The 15,276-nt window shown below is 53.9% G+C and carries 15 protein-coding genes; 8 read left to right on the top strand and 7 right to left on the bottom strand.

All coding sequences use genetic code 11. The features are described 5' to 3' along the window. Positions 1 to 282: 282 nt before the first annotated feature. Positions 283 to 801 carry a flavodoxin FldB gene (gene fldB, locus CMR03_RS13725; RefSeq protein ID WP_063880803.1) on the bottom strand — a complete coding sequence of 173 codons (519 nt, stop codon included), beginning with the start codon at positions 799 to 801 and terminating at the stop codon, positions 283 to 285. A 102-nt stretch (positions 802 to 903) separates the two neighbouring features. Between fldB and xerD the strand changes: the two genes are divergently transcribed. The 6 genes from xerD (at position 904) to CMR03_RS13695 (ending at position 7,740) form a co-directional block, all read left to right on the top strand. Beyond that, positions 904 to 1,797 (top strand): site-specific tyrosine recombinase XerD, encoded by an 894-nt coding sequence (xerD, locus tag CMR03_RS13720; protein WP_096011773.1) that lies wholly within the window; start codon positions 904 to 906, stop codon positions 1,795 to 1,797. 22 nt (positions 1,798 to 1,819) lie between these two features. Further along, a complete protein-coding gene (gene dsbC, locus CMR03_RS13715; protein WP_063880801.1) occupies positions 1,820 to 2,533 on the top strand; it encodes a bifunctional protein-disulfide isomerase/oxidoreductase DsbC in 714 nt (237 codons plus the stop codon). A 3-nt stretch (positions 2,534 to 2,536) separates the two neighbouring features. Then, the gene (gene recJ / locus CMR03_RS13710; RefSeq protein ID WP_096011772.1) at positions 2,537 to 4,276 is read left to right on the top strand and encodes a single-stranded-DNA-specific exonuclease RecJ; all 1,740 of its coding nucleotides are present in this window, start codon (positions 2,537 to 2,539) and stop codon (positions 4,274 to 4,276) included. A gap of 203 nt (positions 4,277 to 4,479) precedes the next feature. Beyond that, positions 4,480 to 5,578 (top strand): peptide chain release factor 2 gene (gene prfB / locus CMR03_RS13705; RefSeq protein ID WP_096011771.1). Its coding sequence is split into 2 segments (ribosomal slippage): positions 4,480 to 4,554 and positions 4,556 to 5,578, totalling 1,098 coding nucleotides; the frame shifts between segments, so codons are not numbered across the junction. A gap of 9 nt (positions 5,579 to 5,587) precedes the next feature. Then, positions 5,588 to 7,108 carry a lysine--tRNA ligase gene (gene lysS, locus CMR03_RS13700; RefSeq protein WP_096011770.1) on the top strand — a complete coding sequence of 507 codons (1,521 nt, stop codon included), beginning with the start codon at positions 5,588 to 5,590 and terminating at the stop codon, positions 7,106 to 7,108. A gap of 137 nt (positions 7,109 to 7,245) precedes the next feature. Further along, on the top strand, positions 7,246 to 7,740 hold the full coding sequence (locus tag CMR03_RS13695; RefSeq protein ID WP_096011769.1) for a cupin domain-containing protein: 495 nt from the start codon (positions 7,246 to 7,248) through the stop codon (positions 7,738 to 7,740). On the opposite strand, the gene CMR03_RS13690 is transcribed toward CMR03_RS13695, so the two are convergent. Further along, positions 7,737 to 8,363, bottom strand: a complete 627-nt coding sequence (locus tag CMR03_RS13690; protein ID WP_063880797.1) for a hypothetical protein — start codon at positions 8,361 to 8,363, stop codon at positions 7,737 to 7,739. The two genes, CMR03_RS13695 and CMR03_RS13690, sit on opposite strands and share 4 nt — an antisense overlap. Positions 8,364 to 8,730: 367 nt before the next feature. On the opposite strand from CMR03_RS13690, the gene CMR03_RS13685 reads away from it, so the two are divergent. After that, a complete protein-coding gene (locus tag CMR03_RS13685; RefSeq protein WP_063880796.1) occupies positions 8,731 to 9,894 on the top strand; it encodes an MFS transporter in 1,164 nt (387 codons plus the stop codon). Here CMR03_RS13685 and CMR03_RS13680 read toward each other — a convergent pair. Then, the gene (locus CMR03_RS13680; RefSeq protein ID WP_096011768.1) at positions 9,891 to 10,811 is read right to left on the bottom strand and encodes a LysR family transcriptional regulator; all 921 of its coding nucleotides are present in this window, start codon (positions 10,809 to 10,811) and stop codon (positions 9,891 to 9,893) included. The genes CMR03_RS13685 and CMR03_RS13680 overlap by 4 nt on opposite strands. Positions 10,812 to 10,913: 102 nt before the next feature. On the opposite strand from CMR03_RS13680, the gene lysA reads away from it, so the two are divergent. After that, entirely contained in the window at positions 10,914 to 12,164 is a 1,251-nt protein-coding gene (gene lysA, locus CMR03_RS13675; protein ID WP_096011767.1) for a diaminopimelate decarboxylase, read from the top strand. Positions 12,165 to 12,250: 86 nt separating this feature from the next. Here lysA and CMR03_RS13670 read toward each other — a convergent pair whose 3' ends face one another. The 4 genes from CMR03_RS13670 to mutH form a co-directional block, all read right to left on the bottom strand. Next, positions 12,251 to 13,291 carry an NADP(H)-dependent aldo-keto reductase gene (locus CMR03_RS13670; protein WP_063880793.1) on the bottom strand — a complete coding sequence of 347 codons (1,041 nt, stop codon included), beginning with the start codon at positions 13,289 to 13,291 and terminating at the stop codon, positions 12,251 to 12,253. A gap of 139 nt (positions 13,292 to 13,430) precedes the next feature. Next, entirely contained in the window at positions 13,431 to 13,649 is a 219-nt protein-coding gene (locus CMR03_RS13665; RefSeq protein ID WP_063880792.1) for a YgdI/YgdR family lipoprotein, read from the bottom strand. 118 nt (positions 13,650 to 13,767) lie between these two features. After that, entirely contained in the window at positions 13,768 to 14,478 is a 711-nt protein-coding gene (locus CMR03_RS13660) for a TerC family protein (RefSeq protein WP_096011766.1), read from the bottom strand. A 100-nt stretch (positions 14,479 to 14,578) separates the two neighbouring features. Beyond that, positions 14,579 to 15,256 carry a DNA mismatch repair endonuclease MutH gene (mutH, locus tag CMR03_RS13655; protein ID WP_096011765.1) on the bottom strand — a complete coding sequence of 226 codons (678 nt, stop codon included), beginning with the start codon at positions 15,254 to 15,256 and terminating at the stop codon, positions 14,579 to 14,581. Positions 15,257 to 15,276: the final 20 nt, after the last annotated feature.

Below are 15,276 nucleotides of genomic sequence, written 5' to 3'. Positions count from 1 at the left end.
ATGTTGTCAGAACACGCTTCCCAGAACACTTTTTGCAGAACAACGTTTCCGGAACAATGTTCCCTGAATAAGGTTTCCAGAATAACGCGCCCGGGACAGGGCTTTCAGAACACGGTTTTAAAGCACGGTTTTCAAAACATGTCTTTTAAAACATGACCTTCAAAACAATAATTTCTGGATAACCCTGTCTGAAGACGGTGAATTAACAGCGGCTTCTTAGCCCCCGTTTCTGAACGGCGGTTTTTTAACACCGCTTTCTGGACAAGGGCTGCAGAACAGAGGTTACAGCCGGTCGGCAGTCTCGGTCAGAATCTGTTCGCACCACTGTTCGACGCGCTCATCCGTCGCTTCAAACTGATTAACATCGTCCAGCGCAAGCCCGACAAACTGTTTGCCATCAGCGCTCAGCGGTTTGGGGCTGGTGAATTCATAGCCGTCCAGTGGCCAGTAGCCGACAAACTGCACGCCCATTGGCTGTAGCAGCTCATGCAGCATGCCCAAAGCATCCAAAAACCACTCGCCATAGCCAATCTGGTCGCCCATGCCGTACAGTGCCACTATCTTGTTATGCAGATTGAGAGTGGGTAACTGAGGCCAGATTGCCTCCCAGTCCTCCTGTAACTCACCAAAATCCCAGGTAGGAATGCCCAAAATCAACAGATCATACTCTTCCATCAGACGCGGATCGTCATCTTTCACGTTGTGCAACGTCACTAACTCGTCACCAATAAAATCACGAATTTTCTCCGCTACGATTTCGGTGTAACAGGTACTGGAACCGTAAAAAAGACCTATTTTCATGCAGATAGTGCTCTGTTAATCCTGACTTTGGCGTAATTGTATCAGAAGCAGGGTTGAATCAGGCATAATGAGCACGATTTCATACTGAACGGTGGGGAAAACGTGCAAGATAGTGAACTGACAGAACAGTTTCTTGATGCGCTATGGATTGAGCGCAATCTGGCGCAAAATACCCTGTCTTCCTATCGACAGGATCTGCAAACCCTCACTGGCTGGCTGGTGCATAACGGTTTGACGCTCACGACGCTGAGTGCGCCCGATCTGCAACAGTTTCTCGCGGAGCGGCTTGAGGGCGGCTATAAAGCCTCCAGCTCTGCACGCCTGCTCAGCGCCATGCGCCGCCTGTTTCAGTACCTCTACCGCGAAAAGATTCGATCTGACGATCCCAGCGCGATGCTGGCAGCCCCCAAACTGCCCCAGCGGTTGCCAAAAGATCTGAGCGAGGCGCAGGTAGATCGCCTGCTGCAGGCGCCGGATGTCAATGTGCCGCTTGAACTGCGCGATAAAGCCATGCTGGAATTATTATACGCCACCGGCTTGCGTGTCTCAGAACTGGTGGGACTGACCCTGAATGATGTCAGCCTGCGTCAGGGCGTGGTGCGGGTGATCGGTAAAGGCAATAAAGAACGCCTGGTGCCATTAGGTGAAGAGGCGGTTTACTGGCTGGAATATTATATGGAGCACGGGCGGCCATGGCTGCTCAATGGGCAGACGCTGGACGTGTTCTTTCCCAGTAACCGTGCCCAGCAGATGACGCGACAAACCTTCTGGCATCGTATCAAGCATTACGCCACGCTGGCGGGCATCGACAGCGAAAAGCTTTCACCGCACGTGCTGCGCCATGCTTTCGCCACGCATTTGCTGAACCACGGGGCTGACTTACGTGTCGTACAGATGTTACTGGGGCACAGCGACCTCTCAACGACACAGATTTATACTCATGTCGCCACGGAACGTCTGCGACTGTTACATCAACAGCATCATCCGCGCGCATAACCGACGGATAGTAAGGAAAACAATGAACAAACATGTTGCCATGCTGGCGCTTCTGGCCAGCGCCTTTTCCGGATTGACCCACGCTGATGACAGCGCCATTCAGCTTTCCCTGAAAAAACTGGGTTTGCACCAGACTGAGATTCAACCTTCACCCCTGCCGGGTTTTAAAACCGTGCTCACCGAAAGTGGCGTGCTGTACGTTACCGATGATGGTAAACACATGATCCAGGGGCCGCTTTATGATGTCAGCGGCACTCAGCCGGTCAACGTCACGAATGCGCTGCTGGATAAGAAAGTTGAGGCGCTGGTCCCGGAAATGATCGTGTATAAAGCGCCAAAAGAGCAGCATGTGGTGACGGTGTTTACGGATATCACCTGCGGCTACTGCCACAAACTGCATGAGCAAATGGCGGACTATAACGCGCTGGGCATCACCGTTCGCTATCTGGCTTTCCCCCGTGAAGGCATGAACGGCAAAGTCGCCAGCGCCATGAAGGCCGTCTGGTGCAGCGCCGATCGCAACAAAGCCTTTGATGAGGCGATGAAAGGCGATGTGCCGAAGATGGATGCGCCAGCCTCATGCAATATCGATATCGGCAAGCAGTACCAACTGGGTGTGCTGTTCGGCATTCAGGGTACGCCAGCTATTCTGACCGATAGCGGAATGATGATCCCAGGCTATCAAAGCCCACAGGAACTCAAGCAGGTACTGGATAATCAAAAGCGTGGTGGTTAAGGCGTGGTAAAGCACGAAGTCGAACTACGTCGCCGTGAGGCGGTGGCCGATCAGCTGGCGTTACCGGCTGATTTACCGCCACTCCTGCGTCGGCTTTATCTGCAACGCGGCGTTACCGATGCCGCCGAGCTGGAAAGAGGCGCGAAAAACCTGCTGCCTTTCAGCGCATTAAGCGGCATAGACAAGGCCGTGAGTTTGCTTCATCAGGCTCTGCTGGATGGCCGTTGCATCATGGTTGTGGGCGATTTTGATGCCGACGGTGCCACCAGTACCGCGCTGACGGTGCTGGCACTGCGCAGCATGGGATACAGCAACGTGCAGTATCTGGTGCCCAACCGTTTTGAAGATGGCTACGGTCTGAGTCCGGAAGTGGTGGAGCAGGCCAGGGCGCGCGGTGCCGAGATGATATTGACCGTGGATAACGGTATCTCCTCCCACGCCGGTGTGCAGGTGGCGCATCAGCACGGCATTGCGGTGCTGGTCACTGACCACCACTTGCCGGGCGAAACGCTGCCGGATGCTGATGCCATTGTGAATCCCAACCTGCCGGATTGTGATTTTCCCTCTCGCTCGTTAGCGGGCGTTGGCGTGGCCTTTTATCTGATGATGGCCCTGCGCGCGCATCTGCGAACCCAGGGCTGGTTTGGGGCCACGCGAGCGGAACCTAATCTGGCGGACCTGTTGGATCTGGTGGCGCTGGGCACGGTGGCGGATGTGGTGCCGCTGGATGCGAATAACCGCATCTTAGTGTGGCAGGGCCTGAGCCGCATCCGGGCTGGCAAATGCCGACCGGGAATTAAAGCCCTGCTGGAAATCGCCAACCGCGATGCCCGCCAGTTGGCCGCCAGCGACCTGGGTTTTGCGCTGGGTCCGCGGCTTAATGCTGCCGGACGCCTGGATGATATGTCTGTTGGCGTGGCGCTGTTACTGACCGACGATCTCAGCCAGTCACGCATGTTAGCCAGTGAACTGGATGCGCTTAACCAGATGCGCAAAGAGATAGAGCAGGGCATGCAGAGCGAGGCGCTGGCGTTATGCCAAAAGCTGGAGAGCGAGCAAAGCGATCTGCCGCTGGGGCTGGCCTTTTATCACCCCGAATGGCATCAGGGCGTGGTCGGCATTCTGGCTTCCCGCCTGAAAGAGCGCTTCCATCGCCCGGTCATTGCCTTTGCACCTGCCGGTGACGGCATGTTGAAAGGATCGGGACGATCGATTGCGGGTTTGCATCTGCGCGACGCGCTGGAACGTCTTGATACGTTGCATCCCGGCCTGATGCAGAAGTTTGGCGGCCATGCTATGGCAGCGGGACTGTCGCTGGAAGCGACGCGCTACGAGGAATTTCGGCAGCGCTTTGCCGACCTGGTAGGCGAATGGCTGGCCGGAGAAGCGTTACAGGGCGTTATCTGGTCGGATGGCGCGTTACAGCCCGCCGAGTTTTCAATTCAGACGGCGGAAATGCTGCGCGATGCCGGTCCCTGGGGCCAGTCCTTTCCTGAACCGGCTTTCGACGGCAAGTTCAGGCTACTGCAGCAGCGCCTGGTCGGTGAACGTCACCTGAAGCTGATGGTTGAGCCGCTGGAAGGCGGGCCGCTGATTGACGGTATCGCGTTTAATGTGGATACCACGCTGTGGCCTGACAGCAGCGTGCGTCAGGTTGAACTCGCGTACCGGCTTGATATCAATGAGTACCGCGGTAACCGGTCGGTGCAACTGATTGTTGAACACCTCTGGCCGCTCAGCTAGCCGGGCAGGCGGATTGCGCGGCACTGTTCCCCCTGTCGTCATGATTACCATCGTCACGCCCGTTTCGGCTTAGCCAGTCCATCTGACTGAGCCGAAAGATTAAGACCTGCGCATTTTCTCAACGCTACAAACTGCCGTCGGTTTCGGGTAAACTCGCAGGCTGAATTTCTTATTCCATCGAACGTAAAAAAGACGCTAAACACATGTTTGAAATTAACCCGGTCAAATACCGTATTCAGGACCTCAGCGAGCGCAGCGACGTTCTTCGGGGGTATCTTTGACTACGATGCCAAGAAAGAACGCCTTGAAGAAGTAAACGCAGAACTGGAACAGCCCGACGTCTGGAACGAACCGGAACGTGCTCAGGCGCTGGGTAAAGAGCGCTCCTCGCTGGAAGCCATCGTTAATACGCTCGATCAGATGAACCAGGGGCTGGAAGATGTGCAGGGGCTGCTTGACCTGGCGGTAGAAGCCGACGATGAAGAAACCTTCAACGAAGCCGTGGCTGAACTGGACGTGCTGGAAGGTAAACTCGGTGAGCTTGAGTTTCGTCGTATGTTTTCCGGCGAGTATGACAGCGCCGACTGCTACATTGATCTGCAGGCCGGTTCCGGTGGAACAGAAGCACAGGACTGGGCCAGCATGCTGATGCGCATGTATCTGCGTTGGGCAGAGGCGAGAGGGTTCAAGACTGAAATTATTGAAGAGTCAGAAGGTGAAGTGGCAGGCATCAAGTCCGTCACTATTCGCGTCTCTGGCGATTATGCATTTGGCTGGCTGCGCACCGAAACCGGCGTACATCGCCTGGTACGTAAGAGTCCATTTGACTCCGGTGGTCGCCGCCATACCTCCTTTAGCTCAGCGTTTATCTATCCGGAAGTGGATGACGATATTGATATCGACATCAATCCGGCCGACCTGCGTATTGACGTTTACCGCGCCTCTGGTGCCGGTGGTCAGCACGTTAACCGTACGGAATCGGCGGTGCGTATTACCCACGTTCCAACCGGTACGGTAACCCAGTGTCAAAACGATCGCTCTCAGCACAAAAACAAAGATCAGGCGATGAAGCAGATGAAGGCGAAGCTGTACGAGCTTGAGATGCAGAAAAAAAATGCCGAGAAGCAGATGCTGGAAGACAATAAGTCTGACATCGGCTGGGGCAGCCAGATCCGTTCTTACGTTTTGGATGACTCACGTATTAAAGATCTGCGTACCGGCGTGGAAACGCGTAACACGCAGGCGGTGCTGGATGGCGATCTGGACCGATTCATTGAAGCAAGTTTAAAAGCAGGGCTATAAGGAACCGACATGTCTGAACAACAACCGCAGAGCGCTGACGTTGCACTTGAGTTAAATAACGAACTGAAAACGCGTCGCGAGAAACTGAGCGTGCTGCGTGAAAACGGCGTGGCGTTTCCTAACGATTTCCGTCGTGATATCACCTCCGATCGGCTGCATGCCAGCTATGACGAGAAGAGTAACGAAGAACTGGAAGACTTAGGCATTGAGGTCAGCGTGGCTGGCCGCATGATGACGCGCCGTATTATGGGCAAAGCTTCCTTTATTACTCTGCAGGACGTGGGCGGCCGCATTCAGCTGTATGTGGCGCGTGACGATCTGGCCGAAGGCATCTACAACGAGCAGTTCAAAAAGTGGGACCTGGGCGATATCCTCGGTGCGCGCGGCAAACTGTTCAAAACCAAAACCGGCGAGCTGTCGATCCACTGCTCAGAGCTGCGCTTGTTAACCAAAGCCTTGCGCCCGCTGCCCGACAAATTCCACGGGCTGGCCGATCAGGAAACGCGCTATCGTCAGCGTTATCTTGATCTGATTGCCAACGATGACTCACGTAACACCTTCAAAATCCGTTCACAGATCATGGCCGGCATTCGCCAGTTCATGGTTGGACGCGACTTTATGGAAGTGGAAACGCCGATGATGCAGGTGATCCCGGGCGGCGCATCGGCGCGTCCGTTTATCACGCATCATAATGCGCTGGATATTGATATGTATCTGCGTATTGCGCCAGAGCTGTACCTGAAACGTCTGGTCGTGGGCGGTTTTGATCGCGTATTCGAGATCAACCGTAACTTCCGCAACGAGGGCATTTCGCCACGTCATAACCCAGAGTTCACCATGATGGAACTCTATATGGCTTATGCGGATTACAAAGACCTGATTGAACTGACCGAAAGCCTGTTCCGTACCCTGGCGCAGGACGTGTTAGGCAGCACCGTTGTGCCTTACGGTGAACAGGAATTCGACTTCGGTAAGCCGTTTGAAAAACTCACCATGCGTGAGGCGATCAAGAAATACCGTCCGGAAACTGATTTGGCCGATCTGGAGGATTTCGACAAAGCGGTAGCCATTGCCCAGTCCTTGCATATTAAGGTTGAGAAAAGCTGGGGCTTAGGCCGCGTAGTGACGGAAATCTTTGAAGAAACCGCTGAAGCGCACCTGATTCAGCCAACCTTTATCACTGAATATCCGGCTGAAGTCTCTCCGCTGGCTCGTCGTAACGACGAGAATCCTGAAATCACTGACCGCTTCGAGTTCTTTATCGGCGGACGTGAAATCGGTAACGGCTTTTCTGAGCTTAACGATGCGCAGGATCAGGCAGAGCGTTTTCTGCAGCAGGTTAATGCGAAAGATGCGGGCGATGATGAAGCGATGTTTTATGACGAAGATTACGTCACCGCGCTGGAACATGGTTTACCGCCAACGGCTGGGTTAGGCATTGGTATTGACCGCATGGTTATGCTGTTTACCAACAGCCATACCATCCGTGACGTTATCCTGTTCCCGGCGTTGCGCCCTGGCTCAAAGTAATTATCAGCTGCTGGTTAAAGGCCGGGTGATTCCGGCCTTTTTTCATTTCTGCTGCCCGCCACACCTCACAATGTGCATCGACTTGAGTAATCCTCCCTCGTCTGCCAGGCTGACAATCTCAACCTGGAGCGATCATCATGAAGCAACGTCCTGACTGCATTCTTCACTGGCAAGCGCTGGAAGGCGAAGACAACGAACATTATTCCGATAGCGATGAGCTGATGTCCATTGGTACACCTCTGGCAAAACTGTCGGGCTTAACCCGGCTCGGCATCCATCATGAAAGGCTACGACCCGGACGACGCATGTCTTATCCTCATGCAGAGAGTGCAGAAGAAGAGTTTATCTACGTGCTGGAAGGCTATCCCCATGCCTGGATCAATGGCGAACTCTACCCGTTGTCACCGGGCGATGCAGTGGCTTTTCCGGCCGGCACCGGTATTTGCCACACCTTTATTAATAACAGTGACGCCGACGCGCGCTTTCTGGTGGTCGGCGAGGTCAGCAAGCCGGAGAATCGCATTACTTATCCGCTCAACCGCGACTACGAGGCAACGCGCAAAGACAGATGGCTTAACCCACCGCAGCAGCAGATGGGCACGCATTCCGGACTGCCGGATGAAAAATCCTAAGATTTCACAGCATCATCCAGCCAGGTCTGAAAACGGGCATAGGGCACATACAGCGCCACATCTTTATACAAGGTTTTACCACTATGGTTATCGTTGATGCGCTGACTGTAGCCGATAATCACGCCAGCCAGGGTGTCATCAGAGGCGTTATAAACTGCGCCGCCTGACATGCCCTTAACCACGCCTGCATTGGCAGCCACGACCACGCAGTTTGCTTTATTCCAGTCATTGGCTAACGTCGTGTTCACCAGGTTTTTGCCTGTTGAGCTCACGGGCATGGCGGAGATGAAGCTGTAACCATAAAGATTCACCTGGTCGCCGATATGGCTGTTACGGAATGATGGGGGCAGGTTGGCTTCGCTGTTTTTGTGGTACACGACCGCAAGATCGCATTCCGGATGCCAGGCTTTCACACGGTAAAGCGAATATTTCGCCACGTGGGCCGCCGTAAGGCTGTAGTTCGGGGTTAACGGAATGGTGGTACCCAGTGTGCCCACACCCAGCACGGTTGGAATGCCGGTCACGGTCATATCAACGCGTTTCTCAGCTTCTCTGCTGTATTCATAATGACCGACTGAGCAGCCCGTAAGACTGATTACCATTAAAACGATAAGCCGTTGCATTTTCTCTCTCCGCGTCAGTAGGACTGCATTTCATCTGGCGATTCATAAGAGCTATATCGGCAACGCTAATACTTTATTGATAACTAAAATCGGTATTAGCAAAAAAACGGCTACTTCGCTGGCAACCTTTCTCAACGTCTGGTGCGTAAAGCAGTATTTCTTTCTCTAACAGTATGTTTAATAAGCGTAGTTGGTGTGTGTGTCAATTATTGCCATTTGCGCAATAGATTGTTGTTGTTATGTGAGTATCAGATGACAGGCAGCTATGCTGTAATACACAGTGTGATGTAGATCATAAATTATAGCTCGTTCATAACATTGCGTGAGTCAACTGTCACGCAGCAATTATCATTTTTGGGAGAGTGTTATGCCTGTTGCATTGCTGGCATTGGCGCTGAGTGCGTTCGCCATCGGAACCACTGAGTTTGTGATCATGGGCCTGCTGCCGGAAGTCGCAAACGATTTGCGTGTGACCATTCCGTCAGCTGGCTGGTTAATTAGCGGTTATGCATTAGGCGTGGCAATCGGTGCGCCAGTCATGGCGCTGTTAACGGCGAAGTTGCCGCGTAAGAAAACGCTGATCCTGTTGATGGTGATTTTTATCATCGGCAATCTGCTGTGTGCGCTGGCTTACAGTTATAACTTACTGATGCTGGCACGTGTGGTGACTGCGCTCTGTCACGGTGCCTTCTTTGGGATAGGGTCGGTGGTTGCAGCCAGTCTGGTTTCCGCCGATCGTCAGGCTTCAGCCGTCGCGTTGATGTTCACTGGTCTCACATTGGCAAACGTCTTAGGCGTGCCGCTGGGAACCTGGTTTGGTCAGCTGTTTGGCTGGCGCGCCACGTTCTGGGGCGTTTCGGCTATCGGCGTGCTGGCATTTATCGCGTTGATCACCAGTCTGCCGGGGAATAAAAACGAGAAGCCGGTCAATCTGGCAAGCGAAATCAGCGCGCTGGCAAATGGCAAACTGTGGCTGTCATTGCTGATGACGGTATGTTTCGCCGCCGCCATGTTTGCACTGTTCAGCTACATTGCGCCGTTGCTGTTGCAGGTTACCGGCATTGGCGATCGTGGCGTGAGCTGGACGTTGTTCCTGATTGGCGCGGGCCTGACCGTGGGCAATATTCTGGGGGGCAAAATGGCCGACCGTAAAGTCTCCCTGAGCCTGATCGGCAGTTTTTCGCTGATTACGCTGTTCTCACTGCTGTTTAGCTGGACCAGCCATGCGCTGTGGCTGGCGGAAATCACATTGTTCCTGTGGGCGATGGCAACCTTTGCAACGGTTCCCGGCCTGCAGATCAATGTTGTGCGCCACGGTAAAGAAGCCCCCAATCTGGTTTCAACCCTGAATATTTCCGCTTTTAACGTGGGCAATGCGCTTGGCGCGTGGGTCGGTGGGGCAGTGATCGCGCGCGGCTATGGACTGACGGCGGTGCCGGTTGCCGCTGCTGGCCTGGCGGCGATTGGGCTGATCGTTTGCCTGATCACCTTCCGCAAGTCAGGCGGTACGGCGGCCCGGGTGCATGCTTAAGCGAGCTTGTTCGCAATCTGCTCGGGAAAACGGGCCACCTGTTGCTGCAGATGGCTCACAAACGCCTCGACCAGGGCCGATGCTGGCCGATGTTGCGGCCTGACCAGGCTGATAGTAAAAGGCACGGCAACGCTAAAAGGGCGCATGACCACACCGCTGTCGGCATAATCTAATGCCGTCAGCGGATTCACCACTGAGATCCCTACACCGGCCTGCACCATGGCGCAGACGGACGCTGCACTGTGGGTTTCCATCACCATCCTGCGCGTCACGCCCTGTTCATGAAACAGCGCGTCGAGCAACTGACGATAGCTGTCCGTGCGTGACAGACTGACATAGTTCTCACCGGCAAAATCCTGCGGCGTCAGCACGCTGTGCTGTGCCAGTCGATGCTGCTGCGGCAACACGCACACTTCATCGCAGGTCAGTAGCGCCTGCCGAACGGTCCCGGCGGGGGCATGCTGCGTTTCCGTGAGCCCCAGATCATAACGCTGTGCCGACAGCCACTCTTCCAGTAGCGGCGATTCCTGCGGAATAATATTCAGACTGACATCGGGATAACGCTGCAAAAAAGTCTGACAGACAGGCGGCAGCAGTGACTGGGAAAAGACCGGCAGGCAGGCGATGGACAGTTCGCCCTGGCGGAACTGGCGCAACCCCTCTGCCGCATCGATGATGCGATCCAACCCATACCACGAGCGCTGTACCTCTTCGAACAGACGTAATCCCTGTACCGTGGGTTGTAAGCGGCCGCGCACGCGTTCAAACAACTTCAGACTCAGCTGCCGTTCAAGGCGCGCCAGTTCACGGCTGACGGTGGGCTGCGAGGTTTGCAGCAGCGTTGCAGCCTGAGTGAGGTTCCCACTAGTCATAACGGCATGAAAAATCTCGATATGCCGCCAGTTGATATTTGCCATAGGCTATTCCATATCATTTTTGCATAGATGCTATTAAAACAGATATTTTTCGGCATGGCACGATTCTGGCTTAATGGCTTTATTGCCACAGGAGAAAATTTCATGCCTCGTCCACTCAATACGACTGAATCCGCCCTCAACGTTGACCGTTTATTGCCGCTAGCGCGCCAGTATAACGGTCCATTCTGGGCTTATGATGCGCAGATTATTCAACAGCGCATTGCCCAACTGCACGCCTTCGACGTGGTGCGTTTCGCCCAAAAAGCCTGTTCTAACACGCACATTCTGCGCCTGATGCATGCTGCGGGAGTAAAAGTCGATTCAGTTTCCCTGGGCGAGATTGAGCGTGCGCTGGTGGCAGGCTTTAAGCCCAACAGCGATGAAATCGTCTTTACCGCTGATGTTCTGGATAACGCCACGTTGGCCAGGATAGCTGAACTCAAGGTGCCGGTGAATGCCGGCTCCGTCGACATGCTGCATCAACTGGGTGCCGTGTCTCCCGGACACGCGGTCTGGCTGCGTATCAATCCGGGTTTTGGTCACGGGCATAGCCAAAAAACCAATACCGGCGGCGAAAACAGTAAACACGGTATCTGGCCCAGCGATCTGCCTGCTGCACAGGCCGCCATTGAACAATATGGACTGCGCCTCATCGGTATTCATATGCATATCGGTTCAGGCGTGGACTATGCGCACCTGCAGCAGGTCTGCGATGCGATGGTCGATCTGGTGGTGCAATTTGGTCAGGATATTGAGGCTATCTCTGCCGGCGGCGGTCTGTCTGTTCCCTATCACTATGGGGAAGACGCGATCGATACCGATCACTATTTTGGCCTGTGGGATGCCGCACGTCAGCGCGTAGCTGAGCATCTGGGCCATGCCGTGAAGCTGGAAATTGAACCCGGCCGTTTCCTGGTCGCAGAGTCAGGTGTGCTGGTTTCGCAGGTTCGGGCGGTAAAAGAGATGGGCAGTCGTCACTTTGTGCTGGTGGATGCAGGCTTCAGTGATTTGATGCGCCCATCCATGTACGGCAGCTATCACCATATCTCTCTGATGGCAGGTGATAACCGGACTATCAACGAGCAAACGACGATCGATAGCGTGGTCGCGGGGCCTCTGTGCGAGTCAGGCGATGTCTTTACCCAGCTTGAAGGTGGCAAGGTGGAAACCCGGGCGATTCCAGCCGCTAAAGTCGGTGATTACCTGGTGTTTCATGATACCGGCGCTTACGGCGCGTCAATGTCTTCCAACTACAACAGCCGTCCGCTGATTCCTGAGATCCTGTTCGAAAACGGCGAGCCGCGGGAAATTCGTCGCGCGCAACGCATTGAGGAACTGCTGGCGCTGGAATAAGCCTAATGCGCGCAGTCAGGCTGTCGGGAAAGGGAAAGACGATGGCCGATATACGCCAGCCGCGCAACAGCGGCTGGCAGTGCATATCAAGGTGCAGGATAGGTATAACGGCGATGGATCGCTTCAAGCGCTTCCAGAACCTCATTGCTGAGGGTCAGGTTGGCGCTGTCAATATTGATCTGTAACTGGTCCAGCGTGGTCGCGCCCAGCAGGGTGCTGGAAACAAAGGGTTGCTGACGGACAAAAGCCAGTGCCATTTGTGAAGGATCAAGCTGATGCTGTTGAGCCAGCGCCACATATTCCGCCACCGCCAGTTGCGACTGCTCACCGCTGTAACGCGTAAAACGGCTAAACAGGGTATTGCGCGCGCCAGCAGGTTGCGCACCGTTAAGGTATTTTCCGCTCAGCGTACCAAAGGCCAGGCATGAATAGGCCAGCAGTTCCACGCCTTCATGTTGACTGATTTCTGCCAGGCCCACTTCAAAACTGCGATTCAGCAGGCTGTAGGGATTTTGAATAGAGACGATACGCGGTAGCTCGTGCTTTTCAGCCAGTTGCAGGTAACGCATTACGCCCCACGGCGTTTCATTCGATACGCCGATATAACGAATTTTGCCTGCCCGTACCTGCTCGGCCAGCGCTTCCAGCGTTTCTAACAAGGTGACAGGCACGCTGTTCTCACTGTATTGATAGCCGAGCTTGCCAAAGAAGTTGGTTTGGCGCTGCGGCCAGTGCAGTTGATACAGGTCAATGTAGTCGGTATTGAGGCGCTTCAGGCTGGCGTCCAGCGCTTCGCGGATATTTTTGCGATCCAGCGCCATGTTAGGGCGAATCGATGCATCGTTGCCGCGCGTCGGCCCGGCGACTTTACTGGCGAGAATAATTTTATCCCGGCTGCCGGTCTTTTTTAACCAGCTACCAATATACTTTTCGGTCAACCCCTGGGTTTCAGGACGCGGCGGGACCGGATACATCTCGGCGGTATCAATCAGGTTAATGCCCGAACTGACAGCTAAATCCAGTTGAGCGTGGGCGTCGGCTTCGCTGTTTTGCTCACCAAACGTCATGGTGCCCAATCCAAGCTGGCTGACTTCCAGCGTGCTATGGGGGATACGGTGATAATGCATTGCCGGCTTCCTTTTCTGTAGGGATAAGTATTCTGTCTTCAGGGACTATAGCGCGAGGCGTAGCGGGTAACAAAGGGGAACAACAAAGAGAAGTAGCCTGCCGACGAGGGGAGTGGCGACAGGCTGATACGTTTCGCATCTAGCGTTCAATAATGGTCGAGACTTCATCACTGTTAATCTGCACGGTATGGCCCGACTGATCGGTGTACTGCACCAGCCCCGTTTCTTTATCAATACTCGGTTTGCCTTCGGTCATAATCATACGGCCATCTTTTGTTGCCATGACATAATTGGAACTACATCCCGCTAATGTCACCGCAGCAACGGCCAGTAATACAATTTTAATCAGCCCTTTCATTATGCTTATCCTCACGAATCGTCCATAGCAAAAAGTGTAGTAATAAATCCTTTTACCGATTGGGTTAATCGTATCAATCTGAAAATAACGGGGCGGCGCGGGGCCGCCCTTGACAACGCTAGCTCACTTTTTTCTTACTGCGCATAAGGTTAAGGCACTCAACGGCCATTGAGAAGAACATGGCAAAATAAATGTAACCTTTTGGTACATGCACGGCGAAACTTTCCAGAATCAGGGTGAAACCCACCAAAATCAGGAACGAAAGTGCCAGCATTTTTACCGACGGATAGCGATCAACGAACTCGCCAATAGTGCGGGCAGCAAACATCATCATGAGCACGGCAATGACGACCGCCGCCATCATAATAAACAGATGATCAGAGAGGCCCACGGCCGTAATCACCGAGTCGAGACTAAAAATGATGTCGAGCAACATGATTTGGACAATCGCCCCAAAGAACGAGTTAACGTTGCTCTTGTGCTCGGTTTCTTCGCCTTCAATGGTTTCATGAATCTCCATGCTGGATTTCCACAGCAAAAATAATCCTCCAAACAGGAGGATCAGATCGCGTGCTGAAAAAGCATGATCCATCAGCGTGAAAAGCGGGTTGGTGAGTTTAGCGACCCAGGCAATGGAGGCCAGTAAACCCAGACGCATGAGCATGGCACCCATCAAACCGATACGACGTGCGCGGGCTTGCTGGTGTTTGGGAAGTTTCGCCACCACTAGCGACAGAAAGATAATGTTATCAATGCCCAGCACCACTTCCAGAATGGTCAGGGTACCCAGCGCCAGCCAGGCGTTGGGATCGTAAATCCAATCGAACATACCTGCACTCATATCCTAAACGAAAATTAAACAAAGATTATACGCACCAAATTTGTCTAACTCACCTTTAAATACAGTATCGGACATGAGAACGCCGTCGTCAGACCAGGAAATGGCGTGCCAGTAGGGGGCCGGTAAAACTTTTCTTGAGATAAAAACCACGTGGCAGCGTCATGATCGGCTGTCCGCGATCGCCAATCCCTTCGGTTAACGCTTTGCTGTTGGCCGCTTTCGGGCGAATTTGCAGCCAGGCACCATGACGGGCGGTAATACGTTCCACCTTGCCCAGTACGATCATATCCATTAACTCTTCCCAGTCCTGACGCAGCATTTCATCTTCCTGCGCGTCAGGGCTCCACAGCAGCGGCGCGCCAACCCGGCGTTCAGCTAAGGGGATTTCACGCTCGCCCTCTACCGGGACCCAGAGGACGCGTGCCAGCTTATGGCGAACATGGCTGTTTTGCCACGTCACACCGCTGTTACCGGTGAGTGGCGCGACGCACACAAACGTGGTTTCCAGCGGCTTGCCATAGCGATCGACAGGGATCGTTTTTAGTTCTATCCCCAGATGGGCAAAATCCTGTTCTGCTTTACTGCCTGCGCTGGCACCTAAGTGTAATTCCAGCAGCATACCTACCCAGCCTTTGTCCCGTTTAAGGTTGGCAGGCATCGGAATGCCCGCCTGTTCAGCCAGGGTTTGCAGCGTTAAACCCGCCAGCGTCTGCGCGCGTGACAGCAACGTTGCCTCATCTTCAGGTGGCCCGGGAAGGAATGTCATGTGAATAACTCATAATGATT

The sequence above is a fragment of the Pantoea allii genome, assembly GCF_002307475.1.
In the GTDB taxonomy this organism is placed as follows: Bacteria; Pseudomonadota; Gammaproteobacteria; order Enterobacterales; family Enterobacteriaceae; genus Pantoea; species Pantoea allii.
Note: the sequence above shows the minus strand (reverse complement) of the source record. Positions and strands in the feature narration are given on the sequence as shown.